General features: G+C 68.8%; 21 protein-coding genes and 1 tRNA gene. 14 read left to right on the top strand and 8 right to left on the bottom strand.

Going from position 1 to position 21,213, the window contains the following annotated elements:
- Positions 1-43: 43 nt before the first annotated feature.
- The 4 genes from Afe05nite_RS06780 to Afe05nite_RS06765 form a co-directional block, all read right to left on the bottom strand.
- Entirely contained in the window at positions 44-2,515 is a 2,472-nt protein-coding gene (locus Afe05nite_RS06780) for a P-loop NTPase (protein WP_203816106.1), read from the bottom strand.
- A gap of 318 nt (positions 2,516-2,833) precedes the next feature.
- Positions 2,834-3,070: a hypothetical protein gene (locus tag Afe05nite_RS06775; protein WP_203816105.1), complete on the bottom strand. Its 237-nt coding sequence runs from the start codon at positions 3,068-3,070 to the stop codon at positions 2,834-2,836.
- A 583-nt stretch (positions 3,071-3,653) separates the two neighbouring features.
- Complete coding sequence (locus tag Afe05nite_RS06770) at positions 3,654-4,046, bottom strand: hypothetical protein (RefSeq protein ID WP_203816104.1); 393 nt, start codon at positions 4,044-4,046, stop codon at positions 3,654-3,656.
- Positions 4,043-4,240 (bottom strand): hypothetical protein, encoded by a 198-nt coding sequence (locus tag Afe05nite_RS06765; protein WP_203816103.1) that lies wholly within the window; start codon positions 4,238-4,240, stop codon positions 4,043-4,045. Before Afe05nite_RS06765 ends, Afe05nite_RS06770 begins: the two co-directional genes overlap by 4 nt.
- Positions 4,241-4,416: 176 nt before the next feature.
- On the opposite strand from Afe05nite_RS06765, the gene Afe05nite_RS06760 reads away from it, so the two are divergent.
- From Afe05nite_RS06760 to Afe05nite_RS06750, 3 genes are read left to right on the top strand one after another with little or no spacing between them, the layout of a single operon-like run.
- Positions 4,417-5,109, top strand: coding sequence for a hypothetical protein (locus tag Afe05nite_RS06760; RefSeq protein ID WP_203816102.1), 693 nt, complete (start codon positions 4,417-4,419; stop codon positions 5,107-5,109).
- Complete coding sequence (locus tag Afe05nite_RS06755; protein ID WP_203816101.1) at positions 5,106-5,732, top strand: hypothetical protein; 627 nt, start codon at positions 5,106-5,108, stop codon at positions 5,730-5,732. The genes Afe05nite_RS06760 and Afe05nite_RS06755 overlap by 4 nt, the downstream gene beginning before the upstream one ends.
- The gene (locus tag Afe05nite_RS06750; protein WP_203816100.1) at positions 5,729-6,307 is read left to right on the top strand and encodes a tyrosine-type recombinase/integrase; all 579 of its coding nucleotides are present in this window, start codon (positions 5,729-5,731) and stop codon (positions 6,305-6,307) included. Before Afe05nite_RS06755 ends, Afe05nite_RS06750 begins: the two co-directional genes overlap by 4 nt.
- Positions 6,308-6,400: 93 nt before the next feature.
- Here Afe05nite_RS06750 and Afe05nite_RS06745 read toward each other — a convergent pair.
- Together Afe05nite_RS06745 and Afe05nite_RS06740 are read right to left on the bottom strand one after the other, a co-directional pair.
- Positions 6,401-6,476, bottom strand: a tRNA-Arg gene (locus Afe05nite_RS06745).
- Between the two features lie 14 nt (positions 6,477-6,490).
- Positions 6,491-7,522 (bottom strand): alpha/beta hydrolase, encoded by a 1,032-nt coding sequence (locus Afe05nite_RS06740; protein ID WP_203816099.1) that lies wholly within the window; start codon positions 7,520-7,522, stop codon positions 6,491-6,493.
- 155 nt (positions 7,523-7,677) lie between these two features.
- Here Afe05nite_RS06740 and Afe05nite_RS06735 point away from each other — a divergent pair, with 155 nt between their 5' ends.
- The 10 genes from Afe05nite_RS06735 to Afe05nite_RS06690 all read left to right on the top strand — a co-directional run bounded on the left by Afe05nite_RS06735 (position 7,678) and on the right by Afe05nite_RS06690 (position 17,926).
- Complete coding sequence (locus Afe05nite_RS06735; RefSeq protein ID WP_203816098.1) at positions 7,678-8,370, top strand: single-stranded DNA-binding protein; 693 nt, start codon at positions 7,678-7,680, stop codon at positions 8,368-8,370.
- A 110-nt stretch (positions 8,371-8,480) separates the two neighbouring features.
- A complete protein-coding gene (locus Afe05nite_RS06730) occupies positions 8,481-8,936 on the top strand; it encodes a hypothetical protein (protein ID WP_203816097.1) in 456 nt (151 codons plus the stop codon).
- Positions 8,937-8,960: 24 nt separating this feature from the next.
- Positions 8,961-9,893 carry a cobalamin biosynthesis protein gene (locus Afe05nite_RS06725; protein ID WP_203816096.1) on the top strand — a complete coding sequence of 311 codons (933 nt, stop codon included), beginning with the start codon at positions 8,961-8,963 and terminating at the stop codon, positions 9,891-9,893.
- Complete coding sequence (locus tag Afe05nite_RS06720; protein ID WP_203816095.1) at positions 9,890-11,449, top strand: cobyric acid synthase; 1,560 nt, start codon at positions 9,890-9,892, stop codon at positions 11,447-11,449. Before Afe05nite_RS06725 ends, Afe05nite_RS06720 begins: the two co-directional genes overlap by 4 nt.
- Positions 11,442-12,059, top strand: coding sequence for a uridine kinase family protein (locus tag Afe05nite_RS06715; protein ID WP_203816094.1), 618 nt, complete (start codon positions 11,442-11,444; stop codon positions 12,057-12,059). The genes Afe05nite_RS06720 and Afe05nite_RS06715 overlap by 8 nt, the downstream gene beginning before the upstream one ends.
- Positions 12,056-13,102: a M48 family metallopeptidase gene (locus Afe05nite_RS06710; RefSeq protein ID WP_203816093.1), complete on the top strand. Its 1,047-nt coding sequence runs from the start codon at positions 12,056-12,058 to the stop codon at positions 13,100-13,102. Before Afe05nite_RS06715 ends, Afe05nite_RS06710 begins: the two co-directional genes overlap by 4 nt.
- A 23-nt stretch (positions 13,103-13,125) precedes the next feature.
- Positions 13,126-14,472, top strand: a complete 1,347-nt coding sequence (locus Afe05nite_RS06705; protein WP_203816219.1) for a dipeptidase — start codon at positions 13,126-13,128, stop codon at positions 14,470-14,472.
- Positions 14,473-14,485: 13 nt separating this feature from the next.
- Complete coding sequence (locus tag Afe05nite_RS06700) at positions 14,486-15,946, top strand: FAD-dependent monooxygenase (RefSeq protein WP_203816092.1); 1,461 nt, start codon at positions 14,486-14,488, stop codon at positions 15,944-15,946.
- A gap of 26 nt (positions 15,947-15,972) precedes the next feature.
- Positions 15,973-16,284, top strand: coding sequence for a hypothetical protein (locus Afe05nite_RS44815; RefSeq protein ID WP_307835627.1), 312 nt, complete (start codon positions 15,973-15,975; stop codon positions 16,282-16,284).
- 115 nt (positions 16,285-16,399) lie between these two features.
- Positions 16,400-17,926, top strand: coding sequence for an ATP-dependent DNA ligase (locus Afe05nite_RS06690; RefSeq protein WP_203816091.1), 1,527 nt, complete (start codon positions 16,400-16,402; stop codon positions 17,924-17,926).
- 13 nt (positions 17,927-17,939) lie between these two features.
- Here the strand turns inward: Afe05nite_RS06690 and Afe05nite_RS06685 are convergent, their stop codons facing one another.
- Positions 17,940-18,485, bottom strand: coding sequence for a hypothetical protein (locus Afe05nite_RS06685; RefSeq protein ID WP_203816090.1), 546 nt, complete (start codon positions 18,483-18,485; stop codon positions 17,940-17,942).
- Between the two features lie 9 nt (positions 18,486-18,494).
- Positions 18,495-19,466 carry an SURF1 family cytochrome oxidase biogenesis protein gene (locus Afe05nite_RS06680; protein ID WP_203816089.1) on the bottom strand — a complete coding sequence of 324 codons (972 nt, stop codon included), beginning with the start codon at positions 19,464-19,466 and terminating at the stop codon, positions 18,495-18,497.
- A 104-nt stretch (positions 19,467-19,570) separates the two neighbouring features.
- On the opposite strand from Afe05nite_RS06680, the gene Afe05nite_RS06675 reads away from it, so the two are divergent.
- Positions 19,571-21,199 (top strand): cobyrinic acid a,c-diamide synthase CobB, encoded by a 1,629-nt coding sequence (locus Afe05nite_RS06675; protein WP_203816088.1) that lies wholly within the window; start codon positions 19,571-19,573, stop codon positions 21,197-21,199.
- Positions 21,200-21,213 lie beyond the last annotated feature (14 nt).

Here is a 21,213-nt window from a genome sequence, read left to right as displayed (position 1 = left end):
CACCGAGCGCAGGGCGCAAGCGCCGACCTACCGACCGAGGTCGTCATCGAGCCTGAGAAACCGACAACTCTAGCCATTTTCGCTGCCAATCACGAAGGGTAGCTTGTCCTCGCTGCCCAGCAAATACCTCGGCGTTTAGGGCTGATTGCCACCAGTCATTCCACCGCCGGACAATGTCTGGGTGCAAAGGCAGGCCTGCGGTGCTGCGTCGCCGGGACCATTCCAATGTATATTGGAAGAAAGTTACGAACGGATACTCGGAATCATGGCGTGCCATTGCGCGCGCCTCCTGAAGCATCGCGACGGCCTCAAGATAGCCGTCTATCAGATCACTTTCTGCTCGTTTTTCCTCTAGGGCCTTACGAAATAAGACGACTGCAAGAGTGTTAAGTGCGAGGGCGTCCCTATGCTTGCCTACCGCTTTTTCTGCCCATGACGCCGCCGCAGCATGTCGTCCGTCGTGGCTTGCGGCGAGCGCTCGCTGTTCCCAGAATCGCGCGTTCCACTCGAACACCTCCTGAAGAGAGGAATACCATCGCTCCAGGTTGGATTGACCAATCCATTTACCCAAAATTTGATAGTCAAGTAATTGCCGCGCCAATCGATAGATTTCGGTTCGAGCGCGAATAGCGGCGACAGACAGGTCCGGTGCAAGATTTAGCGCGAGGCTTTGCGTCACTTCGAAGTTTTGTTCGTCACTGAACGCCGATTCCAGCATATACGAGCCGAAAACTCGATGACGTGGGTAAAGGCGCGCTCGGCGTACTGTCACAACCTCTGAGAAATCTGGATCATCACGTAGCGCTAGATCGAGTTCTTTCGGAGTGAGGCCTGAAGTTGCCATGCACAGGCCAAAAGGTAGCCCATATCCGAGCGCCGACGTTATTGCCGTCGCGTGAAACGCAGTCCTTTGGGTCTTCGAGGCTAGCTGGAGATACCTGCGGCGTACTCGTTCGACGAAACCCTCGCCTTCAGAAAGGCCAGACATGGCAGAAAAAAGTTCGCCGCCGTGGTCGGCCAAGAAATACCTCCGACGCTCGGCGCTGCCTTCGTGTACCAGAACCCCAAGTCGTCCCGGCCGTGCAAGCTTCTCAATCAGCCGGTCGACCTCATTTGAACTAAGTGTGCTTTCAATCGACACCTCGGTATACGAGGGAAGGCTAGCTAACTCTCGCTCAACCTCTTTCATCCTGGAACTGCGCTCAACCATTACCAAATGGACAGGAACCGAAGCCTCTATTGCGCGATCGACAAGGACTCGAAAGTCTGGGGCGAAGTCCGCAACACCATCGACAAATAGAACCGTCCTAGGGAAGTTTCGCGCCCACCAAAGGATTGCGTCGATATTGGGCCGACGTTCTGGGTCTAGGCGGTAGGTCTGCCAACCAGCACTCGCGCAGTCACGCACTAACCTCATAGCCGTGGTCGACTTGCCAGAGAATGGAGGACCCGAAACAACAACTAATTGTTGAGGGCTGGTATGTGCCATCTGATCGATGAGGCTGGTGCGCGCATCGCGAAAGGCATCTAATTCATGGACGATGTCGGTGTATTCGGGCTCATGGCCGGCATAGAAGTCATGATGCCTATCCAGGGTGCGATCATCATAGGGCTCAAGCCTCTCCCACTGATTTAAGAACGCTAGAGCATTCGGGCTTATCAGTTGAGGCGAGCCTTCCGGCGTTGCAGTGACCCTGGCCGCATAACTCGCCCACCTGGACCTGACCTCTTTCATAAATTCCGATGCACCGGCTTGCACCGGTATCAGATTCCATCCGCGAAACCGCGCCTCATCAAATTCGCTTATTGTTCGAAGCACTATGATGGAGGGAGGGCCATCAGCGGAAAGGCGCCCCTTTTCTAAAATTGTTTCGAGGTCTATTTCGCCAGACAGTCGAGCTCCGAGAATTATCGTCGGAGTATCTGCATATCGATCAGCAAATATATTATGCCAACGATGGCGTTCGGTTGCCGCGAGGAGATAGCTCGAAATATCGAATATATAGTTGTCTGGTGCGCTGGAAGCCGCAACGCCGTGAAGATGCACCAGGGTCACCTGCTCGGCCGACGGCACACGGTGAGCGTCTGTCCAGTTGACAGAAACGAGGCGTTGAACAGCGTCATCTTTGAAGGACGTCCGATAGGCGTGTTCTACGACGTCATCAATATTGAGCGTCCAGATATACTTCCACGGGATTGAAACTATATCTCGGTACCAGGCTGGCGCCGAGCAATTCCAATAACGGTTCCGGAGATAATCAGTTAAATTCTCACCGGTGGTCGCATTGCCTCGCTGGCGCGCGAGTGAGAAAACCTGCTGAAGCTTTCCCTCAGGATCCCCAGGAATCCCGAAATCCCGCGCCATCTCGGCAGCCAGCGTCCAGCCAGTCATGGGGGAGCCCATCGGCCCGTTGGCATCAGCGCTGGCACCAGCGCCGAGCAGTAACTGATAGCGGCCCTCAACCATCGCCCGCATTAACGATTCCCACTCATCATCAGTGAGCCAGCTGGCCACGTCGCACTCCCGCATGAGGACTAGTCAAGCTTGATCTTGAGCTGCCACGCCATGATGGCCGGAGTTCAGATCCTATCGATCACAGGCCGCATTCGTATACTCTTCTTCCGCGACGCGAGCGGAAGCTAAGTCCACCGATGACCTATCGTAGGCAAGCGACTCGTGCCTCCTGGATGGTTGCTGTCGGGGCGTTACTCACCCGGGCCTCTGTGCATTTGGCGCACCTGGCTCTGCGTCAGGCCCCGTTCACCAATGCGGGGAGCCTGGTACCAACTGGGACGGCACCGAAACCAGTCCAGCTCGATACCCGATCTCGGCTCAGCCTTCGCGGACGATCTGGCGCACTCGCTCTCGGCTGTAGCCCGTCGCCGCCACGATGTCGACCTGACGCATGCCGGCCTCGTCAGCGTCGCGGATGGCGTCGGCCAGCTCGGCGCGAGCCTGGTCAACCTTGCCTCTGGCGTCGGCAACGATCTGCGCGGCCCGCTCCTGCGCGCGGGCAACTCCGGCCTCGGCCGTGCGAAACTTCTGGACCGCTGCCTCAAGGTCAGCCATTTGGCCATCGTGCCTGGCCAGCCACTAGGCCAACTCGGGTATCCATAAAGTTGGCCAACTCGACATGTTGCCATTTGGCCAAACTGGTGGTGTCATAGTTGGCAAGCGGCAGATAGGTAGCGGTCGACGGGCCGAGCTGGTCCGCCGCGAGACACAGCAAGGCCTCCATGTTAAGCGCGTGGGGGCCTTGCTGCTTATCCGGCCGACGACGCCACGGCTATCCATGAAGCAGGGCGCGGCGACGGGTACTCGTCTTGACCAGGGGAGGGGGGTATGACCCCTTGTGGCTCACGGCGAGGACCGGCGCGTGATAGCACCTCGAAAACTGCCACGGTTTCTGGGTCGTTGTTTCCGTTGCCCGTTCTCCCGGGGGGCGGAGCCCCCGAGTCAGCAAGCTCTACGTCACCGGGGCGGAGCCCCGGAGATACCGGGTATCCCGCGACTCCGTCCCCGTCAATCCTTTTGGCACTGAGAGATAGAAGAGAGAACGCCTACGTTTTCCTAGTTCATGAGGTTGCGCGTTGACCTGTCGGGTCAACTGGTTAGGCTCCAGCGGTCAAGGTTCGGTCGGTTTCCTGACCACTCAGGCCACCTGCGGACCGTGGACGCGGCAAGTCCAGGCGTCCCTCGCCCTCTTGATGGCAACCCAGCGAGGCACCACGAGGCAGCGTGCACCCGACTCGGGAGCAATGAAGCCGCTCGCCTTGGCGTTGCGAATGGCCCTCGACACGGTGTCCGATCCCGCCGGCTCAAGACGGCCGGTTTCCTTATCAGCCCTTCCGAGGATCCGGCACAGCTCGCCCTTCGCAAGCTCGGCGTGTCCCGTCGAGTTCTGATGCCCGATGGCGGCGAACATGACCCGGATCGCCAGAGGTCCAGTGCCCTCGTCGGTAGCCCACTTTTGCATCTTGTGCTGCGACACAGCCACCCACGGGCCGTCGCCGGGAAAGGTGATCCGGCTGTTCGGGTTCTTCATGCGCGGGCTCCCGCCACCAGGGATCGCTCCTCGTAGGTCTCGACGTCGCTGAGCCGGTACAGGATGCGACCGCCCAGCTTGAGGTAGGGAGGTCCACTTCCTTCACTTCGCTGGTTCGCCAGATGGCCGACGGTCACGGACCAGCGCTCGGACAGACGAGCGGGCGTCAGGTGAATGGTCTCTTGCGAGTGCACTCGGCGGTTCTCCTGCGGGTTGAGCGGGTTGAACGGGATGTAGCCATGTGTCTCTTCTCTGATCTCTGGTGGCGTGAGCCCGGGTGATCTCCATCGAAGCGTAGCCACCAATAATGAGAGTGCCAACCCGCTATAACAGTGATTGTGGCAACTCACCATGTGCTAGGTTGACTGACATGCAGAGATCACCTTCAAGCCTGAGCCAGGCTCTGGCGACGGCGGCGGGCTTGAACCTGCCTGTCGTGTGGGTTGGGGAAACCCAGCAGGAAGCGCTCGCCGTGCATGGCCACGACGACGGCGAGCAGGTCTGGCTCGTGGCGTTCCGGCTGACGGCTTCGGGAGATGCGCTCGGCGAGTGGCGTCTCGTTGAGTTCGCCGTCCGTCAGGCCGTCGAATCCGGTACGCCTGCCATGTCGAGCAAGACCATCCGTTCCCTGCCCATCGGCGAGTTGCTGGCAGCCTCCAGGAAGGCACTGAGCGCGCAACTCGCTGGCCCTACGGGTTCGACGGGTCTTCGCTTGGTGAACCCGTCAGCGGTCTATCTAGCGCCCTTCCTGGAGGACGCACGCGGACGGCGGTCGCGTGACGACACGGACTACGCCGGTCTCGCTCTTGAGTACGCGTTTCTGGTCCAGGACGGTGACCGGTCACCCGCGAAGACGCTCGCGACCAAACACGGAGGGGCGAGCGGCACGTGGGCCAACCGCATCGCCGAAGCGCGACGGCGTGGCCTGCTCACCCCGGTGAAGTCGGGTGAAGCCGGAGGTGGTGTGACGGACAAGGCCATGAAGCTGATCAACCCGAAGTGGTCGCCGGAAGACGATGCATTGATTGATGCTCAGATAGCCGAGATGGAAGGTGATGCATGAGCAGGCGAGCCCTTGGTCTCGGCGAGCACGGCGAGATCGAAGCCACCCCGCAGGCGCGGGACGCGGAAGGCAAGTGGAAGCGGGCAGCTACTCCACGCCGTGCCGAGCGTTGGCGAGCGCGTTGCTATCACCGGGGTTACGACGGCATGGTCGGCGAGATCTCCCGGTTCGCTTCCACGAAGCGCGCCGCTACGCAGGCGGTCGAGACGGCCCTTGCCGAACGGGAACGCGGCCATGTCGAGATGACCTCGGGAATGAAGCTGGCGGCGGCGGGAGAGCTGTGGCTGACCCACATCCGGCGGACCGACTCTGGCCTGAGCGCGAGGACAGTCCTGGACTATGGCCGGACCTTCGCCCGCTACATCGACGTTCAGGGCTCAAGCATCCGTGGCCTGACGCTCGTGCAGGTGAACGATCCCCAACGGCTGAGGGCGTTCCTCCAGGTGGTGGCAGATCGGCATGGAACTGGAGCATCGAAGATGAGCCGTAGTGTCCTGTCGGCATCCTCGGGTTCGCCATCGACAACGGCACGCTGTCGACCAACGCGCTTCGCCAGATCCGGGCGGTCAAGGCCCAGGCCGTCAAGACGCCGGTTCGGGAGCGGGACACCGCGCGAGCGTTGACGAAGGGCGAGCGGGAAGCGATCTTCGCGTACGCGGACAAGCTCACGCTGTCGGAGACCATCAATCCGCGCACCCGGCGGAAGCGCGAAGCGGTGGCCGACCTGGTGGCGTTCATGGCGGGTACGGGCGTCCGGATCAACGAAGCTCGCGCCATCTGCAGGGGTGACCTTGACCTTTTGGCGGGAACGGCTCACGTACGTGGAACCAAGACGCGCGGTTCCGATCGGCGGCTCAACCTTCCCCCGTGGCTGCTCGCACGGTTGACGGCGAGGGCTGAGCGGCTCGGCACCGACGGTTTGATGTTCAGCTCGCCTCACCACCTGAACGAGCCGGGGCGGGTGTGGGATCAGAGCAACTCGGCCAAGGCCCTGGCTCGCATCTTCATCGGGGGCGGCTTCCCGTGGGCTACGCCGCATACGTTCCGCCGGACCGTCGCGACGTTGCTCGACCAAGCTGGCGTACCGATCGCGACGATCGCTGACCAGCTTGGTCACACCGATCTGGCTATGACCGCTCGCGTGTACCTTGGCCGTGACCTCATGGGCGACAAGGCATCCGTTGCAGCACTGCTCTGACGTCGCCGTTTCGTCAAAGTAGGTAACAATCTGGGTAACCAGGGGACTAGCCCAAGCATCGGCAGATGCGAAAGCCCTGGTAGATCATATGAATGGCGCGCCCGGCAGGATTCGAACCTGCGACCGACGGATTAGAAGTCCGTTGCTCTATCCGCTGAGCTACGAGCGCTGGCCAGCCACATACTAGGCGGTCGCGGTTTCGTTGTCCTCCGCCTTCTCCGGGGCGCTCTCCTCCGGCGCGGGCGGCACCTCGATCTCCGGCGTTCCCGGTGCCGGCACGAAGGCGTCCACCCAGCGCCCGAGCTCGTGGAACACCGCCGCCCGCACATCTTTGCCGGAGAGCGTCAGATCATGCATGCCGCCGTCGAACCGGGCCACCGTCACGAGCGGGCCCAGGCCCGGCGCCCACCGCGCGATGTGCGCCACGTCAAGCACCGCGTCGGTCACCCGGACGTCCTCCGACCAGGCCTTACCCCGGAACGTACGGGTGGAGCAGGCCACCAGCACCGGCGCGTCGATGGACAGCCCCGCCTGCAGCCGCTGCTGACCCCGGCGGATCGCCTTGAGCCAGCCGGCCGTCACCGGGAAACTCTCCATCGGCTTCCAGGCCAGGTCATATGTCCACTCACCACGGTGGTCGGAGTGCAGGCTCTCGCCGTAGATGGTGAGGCCGGCGGTCGGGATCTTGCGGTAGGGCGTGCGGCCGCTCATCCGCAGCACCGTCGCCATCAACGGGCGCTTGACCAGCCACGGCACGTTGAAGTCGAAGAACGGACTGTTCAGGAACAGCCCGTCGACGAGACCTCGGCCCTGCCGGGAGTGCGACCAGAGCGCCGTGATCAACCCACCGGTCGAGTGGCCGGCCACCAGCAGTTGGTCGTGGCCGTCCTCCTCGCGGATGATCCGGGCCGCCTCGTCCAGCTCCGGGTAGTAGTCGGTGAGGCTGCGCGCGAAGTTCGGCGTCTGGTGCGGCAGCAGGCTGCGGCCGTACTTGCGCAGGTCGAGGGCGTAGAAGTCCCAGCCCCGCTCGACGAAGAAGTCGGCCAGATGGGTCTGGAAGAAGTAGTCCACGAAGCCGTGCACATAGAGCACAGCGCGACGACTCGGATTTTCCCCGCGCCGGCGCACCAGGGTCGCCACCACCGGACCCTCGTCGTCGCTGAGCAGGTTGATCGTGTGCCGCTCATATGGCGGTCCCAGGACGTCGGTCTCCACGCAGCCCAGGTTACCCAGGCGTAGGCCGCGGTCATACCAGATCGAGCGGCCTTCCGGCCGATATCCCCAATCCACAGGCTTCCCCGCAAGATCCCCGGACGGTACGCCGCAGCCGACATGCTCGCCTCCGCAAACGTTCCGACACAGGAGGGCACATGTTCGACACCAACCTCGTAGTCGTGGGTAACGCGCTCACGACCCCCGAGTGGCGCCGTATCGCCAGTTCCGGATCCCTGGTGGCCAACTTCCGGATCGCCTCCACGGCCCGGCGGTTCGACCGGGAGACCAACCGCTGGGTCGACGGCAACAACCTGCGGGTGCGGGTCACCGCGTGGCGCCGGCTCGCCGAGGGCATCGTCACGTCGGTCCAGGTGGGTGACCCGGTGATCGTCTACGGACGGCTCTACACCCGGGACTGGACCGACGACGACAACAAGGCCCGCGTGTCTTATGAGATGGAGGCGTTCTCCATCGGTCACGACCTGGCCCGCGGGCGTGGCCGGTTCTATCGCAACAAGGCCGTTCCGCTGGCCGGCGCGGTGGAGGACGCCGAGGCGGAAGCCATGATCGGCGGCGAGCTGACGCTTACCGTCCCGGCCGGGGACGCGCCGCTCGGCTTCGGCGAGGGGCTGCCACCCTCGGCCGACGAGGAGCCGACCTTCCCGGAGACCGGGCCGACGGCGCCCCTGTCGGTGCCGCCGGGTTCCGAGCCGCCGGTTTCGGACTCGCCGGGTTCCGAGCCGCCGGACGACGACGAGCTCACGCTCGAAGTGGAGCGGCTGGTGGCGGAGCAGCCGGCGGCCGCGCGTCGGAGCCGTCGGTCGAAGCGGGAGCCGGTTGCCGCCTGACCCGTCGGTGACTTCCTCGAACCGGGTGGCCCGATCGTTCCGATTGATCGGGCCACCCGGCCGACCTGCCCGGTTGGGCCGGACCGGGGTGGGGCGGGCAGACTGAACCCGTGCTGTTGAAGGAGATCCGCGCGATCGCGGGCGAGACACTAGTGCTCTCGCCGCACGACCAGGACGCCGAGCACGTCAACACCAACTGGTTCGGCGCTCCACCGCACGAACGCATGGGCCTGTCGGCCGACGAGGTGGTGGCCGCTTTCGAGGAGACGGCCGAACTGCTTCGCGAGCAGGTGGCCGCCATGCATCACGCGGGGCCGGTCACGTTCTATGTCTGGCACCACGGGGAGGCGGGGCAACTGCGCTGTGCGACCCGGTCGTGCGGGCCCGAGGAGCTGCCCTTCCACCTGCCCTACCGGGCCACCGGCGACCTGCACGCGATCGTCACCGAGTTCCTGGTGGATCGCGCACCGGGCGCGATCGTGTGGGGTGAGATAGAGCCGGTGCCGTTCGACGCGACGCCCGAAGCGGCCGAGCACCCGGTCTGGGTGCGCGCGCTGTGCCCGTAATCTGATCAGTTGGGGGATTTGAGGATGGCGAAGGCGGATGCCGCCGGGCTGCTCGCCGGTTTCCTGCTCGACGCCGTTCTCGGTGATCCGCGCCGGTTCCATCCGGTCGCCGGCTTCGGCACGGCGGCCGGTGCGCTCGAGAAGAAGCTGTATGCCCCGGATCGCCGGTCCGGCGCCCTGTTCACCGCCGTCGCCGTCGGCGGGCCCGCACTGCTGGGGCTCGTCGGGGCGGCGGCCACCCGCCGGCGGCCGATCGTCCGGGCGGTCCTGGTCACGGCCGCGACCTGGACGGTGCTCGGCGGTCGCACCCTGCGCCGCGAGTCCCGGATCATGGCCCGCCACCTGGAGTCCGGCGACCTGATGGCGGCTCGCGGGCGGCTCAACCACCTGTGCGGCCGGGACCCGTCGAGGTTGGACGAGTCGGAGCTGGCCCGGGCCACTGTCGAGTCGGTCGCCGAGAACACCTCGGACGCCGTCGTTGCGCCGCTCGTCTGGGGTGGACTGCTCGGTCTGCCGGGACTGCTGGCCTATCGGGCCGCCAACACGCTCGACGCGATGGTCGGGCATCGATCGGACCGATATGCCCGGTTCGGCACGCCGGCGGCCCGGCTCGACGACCTGCTCAACCTGGCGCCGTCCCGGCTCACCGGGTTGCTGACGGTCGCGGTGGCCCCGATCGCCGGCGGGACGCCCCGGGAGACGCTGCGGGTCTGGAAACGCGACCGCGACGACCATCCGTCGCCAAATGCGGGCCAGTGCGAGTCGGCGATGGCGGGGGCGCTGGGCGTACGGCTGGGCGGGCGAAACGTCTATTTCGGACGAAGTGAGGTGCGCCCGTTCCTGGGCGACGGACCCCGGCCGTCGGCCAAGCACCTGCGGCGCGCGGCCCGGGTTTCGGGCGCGGTCGGGGTGGTGGCCGCGGTGCTCGCGGCCGGCCTGGCCCGGGGACGGCGATGAGCGGGGGTCTTCTCGTCGCCGGCACCACTTCGGACGCCGGCAAGAGCGTGCTCACGGCCGGCATCTGCCGATGGCTGCACCGGCGCGGGGTGCGCGTCGCGCCGTTCAAGGCGCAGAACATGTCGAACAACTCGGCCGTCGTCGTCGGGACCGACGGCCGCGGCGGAGAGATCGGACGGGCGCAGGCCATGCAGGCCGCGGCCTGCGGGATCGAGGCCGACGTCCGCTTCAACCCGGTGCTGCTCAAGCCGGGCAGCGACCGGTCCAGTCAGGTCGTGCTGCTCGGCGAGGCGGTCGGCACGGTCACCGCGACCAACTACCGCGACATGCGGGCGCGGCTGGCCGGCACCGCCTTCGCGACGTTCGAGGAGTTGCGCACCGAGTTCGACGCGGTGATCTGCGAGGGGGCGGGCAGCCCGGCCGAGATCAACCTCCGGGACGGCGACTTCGTCAACATGGGCCTGGCGCGGGCGGCCGGACTGCCGGCAATCGTGGTCGGTGACATCGACCGGGGCGGGGTGTTCGCGGCGCTGTTCGGCACCCTCGCGCTGCTCGGCCCCGAGGATCAGGCGCTGGTCGCGGGCTTCGTCATAAACAAGTTCCGGGGCGATCCCGGGCTGCTCAAGCCGGGGCTCGACATGATCACCGCGGTCACCGGGCGACCGGTGCACGGGGTGCTGCCGTTCCACCCGGACGTGTGGCTCGACGCCGAGGATTCGCTGGCCTACGGGCGTACGCTCGGCCGGCCCGGACCGCCGCACGGCACCGAGTGGCTGCGGGTCGCGGTGGTGCGGCTGCCGCGCATCTCCAACGCGACCGACGCCGAGGCGCTCGCCGCCGAACCGGGTGTGCGGGTGCATCTGACCATCGAACCCGGCGACCTCGCCGACGCCGACCTGGTGGTGCTGCCCGGCTCGAAAGCCACCGTCAGCGATCTGGCCTGGCTGCGCGAGCGTGGGCTGGACGAGGCGATCCGGCGGCACGCGGCGGCCGGCAAACCGCTGCTCGGCATCTGCGGCGGCTTCCAGATGCTGTCGCGCCGCATCGACGACGAGGTGGAGAGCGGTGCCGGCGTGGTCGACGGGCTCGGGCTGCTCCCGGTGGACATCGCGTTCGCCGAGCGCAAGACCCTCACCCGGTCCGCCGGGGCGGGGCTGGGTGCGCCGGTGCACGGCTACGAGATCCATCACGGCCTGGTGGTGGGTGGTGAGCCGGAACCGCTGCTGCGCTACGACGACGGGCGGCCGGAGGGGGCGGTGGCCGGCAACGTGTCCGGCACGCACTGGCATGGCGCGTTCGAGAACGACGAGTTCCGGCGGCGATTCCTGACCCGGGCCGCGCGGGACGCCGGCCGGCGCGGGTTCGTGGTGGCGCCGGACACCCGGTTCGCGGCCCTGCGCGGGCGGGCCCTCGACGTGCTCGGCGACCTGGTCGAGGAACACCTGGACACCGATGCGCTGTGGCGGTTGATCGAGCAGGGGCCGCCGCCGGGCCTGGTGTTCGTGCCGCCGGGAGCCCCGACGGCGCCGGCGGCACCCGGCGGCTCGGGTGCTTGACGCGCGGCCGGCCGTCCGGCAGACGTTCGCCGAGCTCGCCGCGTGGGTGCGGGCGCGGCCGCCGCGTCTCGGCCGGGTCCGCCTGGTCGCTGTCGACGGGCCGAGCGGGTCGGGCAAGACGGTGTTCGCGGGCCGGCTCGCCGAGGCCCTCGGCGGTGCTCCGCTCGTGCACACCGACGACCTGCTGGACGGGTGGGACGACCAGTTCACGTTCTGGCCGCGGCTGGAGAGGCTGGTGCTCGACCCGCTGCGCCAGGGGTCGACTCCGACATATCGGGCGTACGACTGGGGCAGCGGGACGTTCGACGGGCCCGAGATCACGGTCGAGCCCGCGCCGGTCGTACTGCTGGAGGGGGTCAGCGCGGCGCGGCGCGGGATCCGTCCGTCGCTGAGCTTCGCCGTTTTTGTCGTTGCCCCTCCTGACCTGCGTTTTCGGCGAGCTGTAGAGCGCGACGGCGACGACAGCGTTGCGTTCCGGGCGTACCTTGAGCGGTGGCGTGCTGCCGAGGACCGGCACTTCGCCGAGGACGAGACCGCCGCCGCCGCCGACCTCATCGTCGACGGCGCCGCGGCGACCGGCGACGACAGTTTCATGAGGCGGGGAAGATGACCGACGAAGAGAACCGTCCGGTGCGCCGGCGGGTCACGCTCACCGGAATCAGCTCGCGGGCCTGGGAGCACCCGGCCGACCGGGGCGCGCTGACCGCCCTGCGCGAGCTGCGCGGCTTCGACGACCTGGTGAAGGCGTTCTTCGGCATGTGGAACGAGCGCGGGTTCCGCCTGCAGTTCCTGGCCGGCGCCATCCGGGTCGATCATCGGCAGTACCCACGGGTCTACCAGCGCTACGCCGAGGCGGCGGCCGCGCTCGACGTGGCCGAGCTGCCCGAGCTGTTCGTGAGCCAGTCGCCGATCATCAACGGTCAGGCGATCGGGCTCAACAAGCCGTTCATCGTGATCACCACGGCGGCAGTGGAGAAACTCGACGACGACGAGCTGCGCGCGGTGCTCGGGCACGAGTTGGGCCACGTGCTCAGCGGGCACGCCGTGTACAAGACGATCATGACGATCCTGACCGCCTGGACGACGAACATCGCCTGGCTGCCGGTCGGCGCGCTGGCGCTGCGCGGCATCATCGCGGCGATGCTCGAGTGGTGGCGCAAGGCTGAACTGTCCGCCGACCGGGCCGGCTTGCTCGCCGGGCAGGACCCGGCCGCGTCGACGCGCCTGCTGATGAAGCTGGCCGGCGGCGGCGACCTGTCGCAGATCGACACCGCCGCGTTCGTGGAGCAGGCGGCCGAATACGAAACCGGCGGCGACCTGCGCGACAGCATCCACAAGTTCGGCATGACGCTGGGCAGCACCCACCCGGTGCCGGTGGCCCGCGCCGCCGACCTGCGCCGGTGGGTCGACTCCGGCGATTACGCGCGGATCCTCGGCGGCGACTACCCGCGCCGCGACGACGACCGGGACGCCTCGGTCGCCGACGAGGTGAAGGCCGCCGCCAACTCCTACCGGGAGAGCTTCGCCAACTCCCAGGACCCGCTCGTCACCCTGGTCCGCAAGGTCGGTGGGGGCGCCGCCGACCTGGCCGGTTCGGCGGCGAAGGGCGCCCGGGACTGGGCCTCCGGCCGAGGGCGGGATTCGAGCAACTGACCGCTAGGGTCGGTTCCATGAGCTTGAGTGAAACCGATCTGCGCGCCGCGATCGCGCGCGAGATGCCCGGAGTCCGTCGCGACCTGGAAAACCTGGTCCGGATCCCGGGCATCGCCTTCGAGGGCTTCGACCACACCCAGGTCGAGCGGTCCGCGGAGGCCGTCGCCGAGCTGCTGCGGGGCTGCGGGCTGGAGACGGAGATCGTGCGGCACGGCGGCCAGCCGGCGGTCATCGGCCGCAAGGCGGCTCCGGCCGGCGCCCCCACTGTGCTGCTCTACGCGCACCACGACGTGCAGCCGACCGGCGACGTGGCGCTGTGGACCAGCGATCCGTTCGAGCCGGTCGAGCGGGACGGCCGCCTCTACGGGCGCGGCGCCGCCGACGACAAGGCGGGCGTGCTGGCGCACGTCGCCGCGTTGCGGGCGTTCGGCGACCAGCTGCCGGTCGGCGTGGTGGTGTTCGTCGAGGGTGAGGAGGAATACGGCTCCGACTCGCTCAACGACATCATCGAGGCGCACACCGAGGAGCTGCGTTCCGACGTCATCGTGATCGCCGACTCCGGCAACTGGGACATCGGCCAGCCCGCGCTGACCACCTCGCTGCGCGGCATCGTCAACCTGTTCGTCGAGGTCAGGGTGCTCAAGAGCGCCGTGCACAGCGGCATGTTCGGCGGTCCCGTCCCGGACGCTCTGATGACCCTGGCCCGGTTGCTGTCGACCCTGCACGACGACGCGGGCGAGGTGGCCGTCGGCGGCCTGGCCGCTCGCGAGGGCGCCGAGGTCGACTACCCGGAGGAGCGGTTCCGGGAGGAGGGCGGCGTCGTCGACGGCGTCCGGCTGATCGGGCACGGCACGATCACCGACCGCATCTGGACCAAGCCGGCCATCTCGGTGCTGGGCATCGACGCGCCCCGCACCTTCGAGGCGGCGAACGCGTTGCAGCCCGCCGCGAAGGCGAAGATCAGCGTACGGCTCGCCCCGGGCGACGACCCCACGTCGGCGTACGCGGCGGTCCGCGCCCACCTGGAGAAGTTCGTCCCGTGGGGGGCCCAGGTCGAGGTGACCCTGGAGGCCGGCGGCTCACCCTGTGTGATCGATGCGACCGGCCCGTTCTACGACGCGGCCCGCACCGCGTTCACCAGCGCCTGGGACGGCACCGCCCCGGTCGACATGGGTGTCGGTGGCTCGATCCCGTTCATCGCCACCTTCCAGGAACTGTTCCCGCAGGCATCGATTCTGGTCACTGGGGTGGAGGATCCTTACTCGGGAGCACACGGCCCGGACGAGAGCCTTCACCTGGGCGAGTTCGAGCGGGTCTGCCTGGCCGAGGCCCTGCTGCTCAAGAATGTGGCGGAGGCGCCGACGAGCTGAAGGAGGGTCGCCGATGGCCGACCTGACGTGTGACGTGCTGGTGGTGGGAGCCGGCCCGACCGGGCTGATGCTTGCCAACTGGCTGGTCAAACTCGGGGTCGACGTGATCGTGGTGGACGGCAAGGACGGCCCGACCCGGGAATCCCGGGCGCTTGTCGTGCAGGCCCGCAGCCTCGAGATCTACGACCAGCTCGGCCTCGGCGACCTCGTACTGTCCGCGGCCCGGCGGGCCGACGCGATCGCGCCCGGGTTCCTCGACCGGGTCTACGGGCGGGTGTCGCTCGGCCGGATCGGCGAGGGCGTCACCCCGTTCCCGTACATCGAGATCCTCGAGCAGAGCCGCAACGAGGAGATCCTCCACGAGAACCTGGGCAAGCTCGGCCTGCGAGTGCGGTGGGAGACACCCGTTACCGCGATGGTGCAGACCGACGACGGCGTCGAGGCGAAGGCCGGCAACGACACCGTCCGCGCCCGGTTCTGCGTCGGCTGCGACGGCGCCAACTCGGCGGTCCGCCGGGCCCGCCGCATCGACTTCGAGGGCGTCACCAACCCGCATCGCTTCTACGTGATCGACGCCCTCGCCGCCGCCGGGATGGTCGAGGGCGCGATAAACGTACGGCCCGGCTCCGACGACTTCCTGCTCGGCTTCCCGATGCCGGGCCGCGGCACCTGGCGGCTGATCGGCCTGGTCCGCGACGCCGACGGCGACGCCCGTTTCACGGAGGAGGACGTGCGGCCACGGCTGCGCCGGTTCGCGGTCACCTATGACAAGGCGCGCTGGTTCGCCACGTACAAGGTGCACCACCGCATCGCCAAGCAGTTCCGTGACGGGCCGTTCTTCCTGGCCGGCGACGCCGCGCACGTGCACTCGCCGGTCGGCGGCCAGGGCATGAACACCGGTCTGCAGGACGCCCACAACCTCGCGTTCAAGCTGGCCGACGTGCTGCACGGCCGGCGCAAGGACCGCTGGCTCGACCGTTACGAGGCGGAACGCCGCCCGGTCGCGCAACGTCTCGTCGGCACCACCGACCGGATCTTCGGCGCGATCACCTCCCAGTCGCCGGTCTCGCGGGTCCTGCGTCGCGCGATAGTGCCGCTGGCCGCCCCGATCGGCGTCCGTCTCGTGCCGGCCACCCGCGCCGGCTCCCGCCTGTTCCAGTACGTCTCGCAGATCCGCATCCATTACCGGATGCTTCCGCCGGCGCAGAACACTCGCGATCCGGTGGTCGGCCGGCGGCTGCCCTGGGCCGGCGACAACTTCGCCGCCCTGCGCTCACTTCAATGGCAGATTCACGCGTACGGGGGAGTGGCCGCGACCGAGGTTCCCGACCTGGGTGTCGCGGTTCACATTTTCCCGGCAGCCCCGCGGACACCGCTGCGACCAGGGCATCTGTACCTCGTCCGGCCGGACGGATTCGTTGCCGCGCAGGCCCTTCCGGGCGAGGCGGCAGAGGCGTTCGCCCATTTGATGTAGGTCCGGGTCCTGTTAGGATCTCGAACATGCGTTCGAATGATGTGCCCGCCGCCGAGGCGGGCAACTCGGTGACCCTGGTGGTGCGCCCGATGCCCGTCGGGCCGCGCCACGCCATCGATCGACTTCGCAATCGTGACCGTCTCGAATCGATCGTCCGGCTGCGCGCCGCCGTGCGCGCGCTCGACGAGGTCGACGTCTCCGGGTGGGACGACACCGCTCTGACCGAGCACCTCGACGAGATCTCCCAGACGCTGTGCGCCATCGACGCACAGCTTTCCCGCGTCGCCGATGCGGTGCGGGCCCGCGGGTTCCGCATCGCGGAGCCACTCGCGGCCTGATTTTCGCGCCCTGTCAACGGGGGAGGGCGCGGAACGTCTCACCAAGCGCGGAGACCGGGGGTCGGGAGCCGTGCGACGAGGCGAAATTGTCGGAGGTGGCTGCCAGGATAGGGCCGTGCGGTTCCTAGACCTGGCGGCCACCTCCGCTGCCGTAAGTGCCACCTCCGGGCGCAAGACCAAGATCGAGTTGCTGGCCGACGCGCTCCGGCGTCTCGACCCGGCGGAGATCGCCGCCGGGTCCGCCTACCTCGCCGGTGAACTGCCGCAGCGGCAGACCGGCGTCGGCTATGCGAGCCTGCGTGACCGGCCACCGGCCGCCGCCGAGCCGAGCCTGTCCGTGGCCGCCGTCGACGCCGCCATCGCCGAGATCTCGGTGGTCGCCGGCGCCGGTTCGCAGGCCCGGCGGCGCGAGCTGCTCGGCGCGCTGTTCGGGGCGGCCACCGCCGACGAGCAGCGGCTGCTCATCGGGCTGTTCTCGGGCGAGCTGCGGCAGGGCGCCCAGGCCGGGCTGCTCGCCGACGCGATCGCCAAGGCGGCCGAGGTCCCGCTCGCCGTGGTGCGCCGCGCGCTGCTGCTCTCCGGTGACCTCAAGCAGGTCGCGGTGGCCGCCCTGACCGGCGGCGCGGCCGTGCTCGCCGAGATCACCCTGCGGGTCGGCACCCCGCTCACCCCGATGCTCGCGCAGAGCGCACCCGACGTCGGCGCCGCGCTGCTGGCCACCGGTGCCCCCGCCGCGGTCGACGTGAAGCTCGACGGCATCCGCATCCAAGTGCACCGCTCCGGCGACGACGTGGCCGTGTTCACCCGCAGCCTCGACGACATCACCGGCCGCATGCCCGAAGTGGTCGAGGCGGTCCGCCGGCTGCCGCTGCGCGAGGCGGTGCTCGACGGCGAGGCGATGACGCTCGGCCCGGACGGCCGGCCGCGCCCGTTCCAGGAGACGTCGAGCCGGGCCGCCACCCGGGGGACGGTGTCGGCCGCCCTGGTTCCCTATTTCTTCGACCTGCTCCACCTCGACGGCACCGACCTGCTCGACGAGCCGGGCCGGGTGCGCTGGCAGGCCCTTGCCGACACGTTGCCGGCGGCCCTGCTCGTCGGCCGCACCACGGTCACCACCGAGGAGGAGGCAGCCGCCGCGTTCGCCGCCGCCCTCGCCGCCGGCCAGGAAGGCGTGGTGATGAAGGCCCTCGAGGCGCCCTACGACGTGGGGCGCCGCGGTTCGGCCTGGGTCAAGGTCAAACCCCGGCACACCCTCGACCTCGTCGTCCTCGGCGTCGAGTGGGGCCACGGCCGTCGCCAGGGCTGGCTGTCCAACCTGCACCTGGGCGCCCGCGACCCCGAGACCGGTGGTTTCGTCATGCTCGGCAAGACCTTCAAGGGCCTGACCGACGAGCTGCTGCGCTGGCAGACGGCCCGTTTCCAGGAGCTGGCCACCTCCGACAACGGCTGGGTCGTCGAGGTCCGGCCCGAGCAGGTCGTCGAGATCGCCTTCGACGGCGTGCAGACGTCCCCGCGCTATCCCGGCGGCGTCGCCCTGCGCTTCGCCCGGGTCCTGCGTTACCGCGACGACAAGCCGGCCGCCGAGGCCGACACCATCGACACGGTGCGTTCGCTGCGGCACGCCGGCGGAGCTGACTCCTGACCGGCGGCTCGGCTCAGATCGCGGCCAGGCTCCGGACGTAGTTGACCTGCTGGTTGATCGTCGTCACCTGGGCCTGGTCGGTCACCGGGATGCGAGCGACGTACTGCCGGGTGCCGTTGGTGACGGTGATCTGGATCGTGCCCTGCGTCACCGTTTCCTTGACCAGCAGGAACAGCAGGCTGAAGACGGTCAGCACGCAGAAGCCGACGATGGCCATCACGATCGCCCACTTCGGGATGCGCTGCGAGTTGAACCAGTAGTCGCTTACCTGCCACTGCGACCCGGCCAGGGGAATGTCGCCGGCCGGCGTGTGCACCGTGGTCGAGGTGACCGCGATCTCGGCGATCTGCACGATTACCGGGCCGGGCGCCGCACCGGAGATCGGCTCGGCGAGGGGGTGGCCGGATCCGGGCCCCGACCCGGGATAGCCGGAAACGGGCGGCGCCGGCGAGGGCGGCAGGGGAGTGTGCGCGGGGTGCGTGGGCGGCACGGGCGACGGGTCGGGGACGGTCCACGGATCTTCCGGGGCGGAACCCCACGGGTCGCTCGGGCTGGTCATGCAAGGACCCTAGTCTTGGCCGCTCGGACCCGCGCGCCTAGCCGCCTCGGCCGCCGCGAGCCGGTCCGCCGCGGCGAGCCGTTCGGCTGCGGCGCGGCGGTCGGCCTCCTCGACCCGGTCGACCGGCTCACGGAGCGCGGCCACGCGGGCCGCCGCACGCTGGTGGTCGGCCTCGGCCACCCGGTCGCGCAAAGTCGGCTTGGCGGGGCGGTCGGCCGCCCTGGGCGCGGCGGAACCCTGCGCCTCCTTGCGAGCCTGCCAGCCGTACGCGAACAGGGCCATCAGCGAGAACATCCACCACTGGACCGCGTAGCCGCCGTTCTGCCAGGCGTCCTCGTGGTCGATCGGAATACGGGTGAAGGCCGCGTCGTTGGCCGGCGTCTGCTCCAGGAGAAGCACGTACGCCCCGTACACCGGATAGGGCATCTCGTGGGCGAGCCGGGGCAGCGAGATCCGCCGGGTGTCCAGCCGGCCGTCGCGGTGCTCGATCGCCGCCGGTCGACTTTCTGACAGGTGAACCTGGCCGACCACGGTGACCTCGCCGGACGGGGCCGCCGGGACGGTCGGGGCGGCGCTCGCCCCGCCCGCGGGAGCCGGCACCCAGCCCCGGTCGACAAGCACCGCCGAGCCGTCGGCCAGCACCAGGGGCGTCACGATCTCGAAGCCGACATCGCCGTCGACGGTGCGTCCGCGGGCCTGGATCTCGTGGGCCGGGTCGTAGCGCCCGGTCGCCGTCACCTTGGTCCAGGCATGGCTTTTACCAGGGGAAGCACCCGCTGCGCCGGCGGTGGTCGGCACCGCCAGGATCGAGGTGAGCGGCACCGCCTGGGTCGAGTCGGCCGCGTCGATCCGGTCGTTGATGGCGCTGCGTTCCTGGTACCGGTGGAGCTGCCAATTGCCCAGCATGACCATGATCACTGACGCGACCACGGTGAGCGCGGCCGCGCCCAGCCAGCGCGGTGTCAGCAGGAACCGGTACACCCTCGCAGGCTACCCGGCGACCGGCGACTGCTCCCGCAGCCGGGTACTGTGCCGATCGGTGGTGCTGTTCACCGGCCCACCGGCCCAGGTCAGGAGAACCATTGATGAGCGCCCAGCCCCGCCTGGTCGTGAGCGCCCCCTCGTCGGGGCACGGGAAGACGGCCGTCGCCGTCGGCCTGCTCGCGGCCTGCGTGGCTCGTGGCATCCCGGCCGCCGGGTTCAAGGTCGGGCCGGATCACACCGACGCGTCGTACCTCGGGCTGGCCGCCGGTCGTCCCGGCCGCAACCTCGACCCCCGGCTGGTGGGCGCGCAGCGCATCGCCCCGCTCTTCGCGCACGGCGCGTCGGGGTCGCAGCTGTCGGTGATCGAGGGCGCGATGGGCCTGTTCGACTCGCTGACCGGGCAGCCGGAGATCGACGGCACGGCGGCGGTCGCGGCCACCCTGCGCGCCCCGGTCGTGCTGGTGGTCGACGTCGCGGCGATGGGCCATTCGCTGGCCGCGCTGGTGCACGGCTTCCGCATGTTCGACGAGATGGTGCACCTGGGCGGGGTCATCCTCAACCGGGTGGCGTCCCCGCGGCACGAGCAGATGCTGCGTACCGCTCTGGACGACATCGGCATGCCGGTGCTGGGCGCGCTGCGGCGCGGTGACCTGCCGAACGTCCTGCCGGCCCGGGCGCACGGCCCGGTGCCGGTCGCGCACCGCACCGTCGAGGCGAGCCGGGCGGTGCGGCGCCTGGGCGAGGCCGTCATCGGCGGTCTCGATCTCGACCGCCTGATGGCGCTGGCGAACGCGGCGCCGACCCTGCCGGGCCCGATCTGGACCCCGAGCGAGGCGGTCGGCGGCGAACTGGGCGGCCAGCGCCCGATCGTCGCGCTGGCCGGTGGCCCGGGTGCTCCCTATACGTACGTGGAGACGGCCGAACTTCTCACCGCGGCCGGCGCCGACGTGGCCGTCGTCGATCCGCTGCGCGACGAGTCGCTGCCGGCCGGGACCCGAGCGCTGATCGTCGGTGCGGGCCTGCCTGAGGGGTACGCCGAGGAGCTCTCCGCCAATCGCCGGCTCTGCAACGCGGTCGCGAAGTTCGCGCACGACGGCTGGCCGGTGGTGGCCGAGGGGGTGGCGCTGCCTTGGCTGGGCCGTGACTTCGACGGCCGGCCGATGTGCGCCGTCATCGACGCGTCGGCGGTCACCGGGGACCAGACCGTCGCGGGTTACCGGGAGGCGACCGCGCCGACCACCTCGCTGCTCGCGCCGGCCGGGGCCCGGATCACCGGCTACAAGCAGCACCGCGCGATCGTCACTCCGCGCGCCGGCTCGGTTCCGGCCTGGACCTGGGCGGGTGGTCATCCCGAGGGCTTCGTCTGGCGGCAGGTGCACGCCTCCCAGCTGGGCCTGCACTGGGCCGCCGCCCCCGAGATCGCCAAGCGCGTGGTGGCGGCCGCGCTCGCCGGTCCGGCCGGCCCGCACCAGCCGCCGCCGCACCACACCCAGCAGCTGCCGATGCCGATGCCGCACCCGATGCCGCCGCCGCACCCGATGCCGATGCTGGCGCAGGAGCCGGTCGCCTACGGCCAACCGGCCTCGCCCGCGGCCTCGGACGATGATTACGAGCCGCAGACGATGGCGTACGCGCAACCGATGCCCGCCTCCGGCCCGGTCCCGGCGCCCGCGTCCGGGCAGGCCATCCTCCCCGACCTGGCCGACACGGCGGACATCACCGTTCCCTGATCGTCGATTCCCTG

The organism is Paractinoplanes ferrugineus (assembly GCF_016862195.1).
Classification (GTDB): Bacteria; Actinomycetota; Actinomycetes; order Mycobacteriales; family Micromonosporaceae; genus Actinoplanes; species Actinoplanes ferrugineus.
Note: the sequence above shows the minus strand (reverse complement) of the source record. Positions and strands in the feature narration are given on the sequence as shown.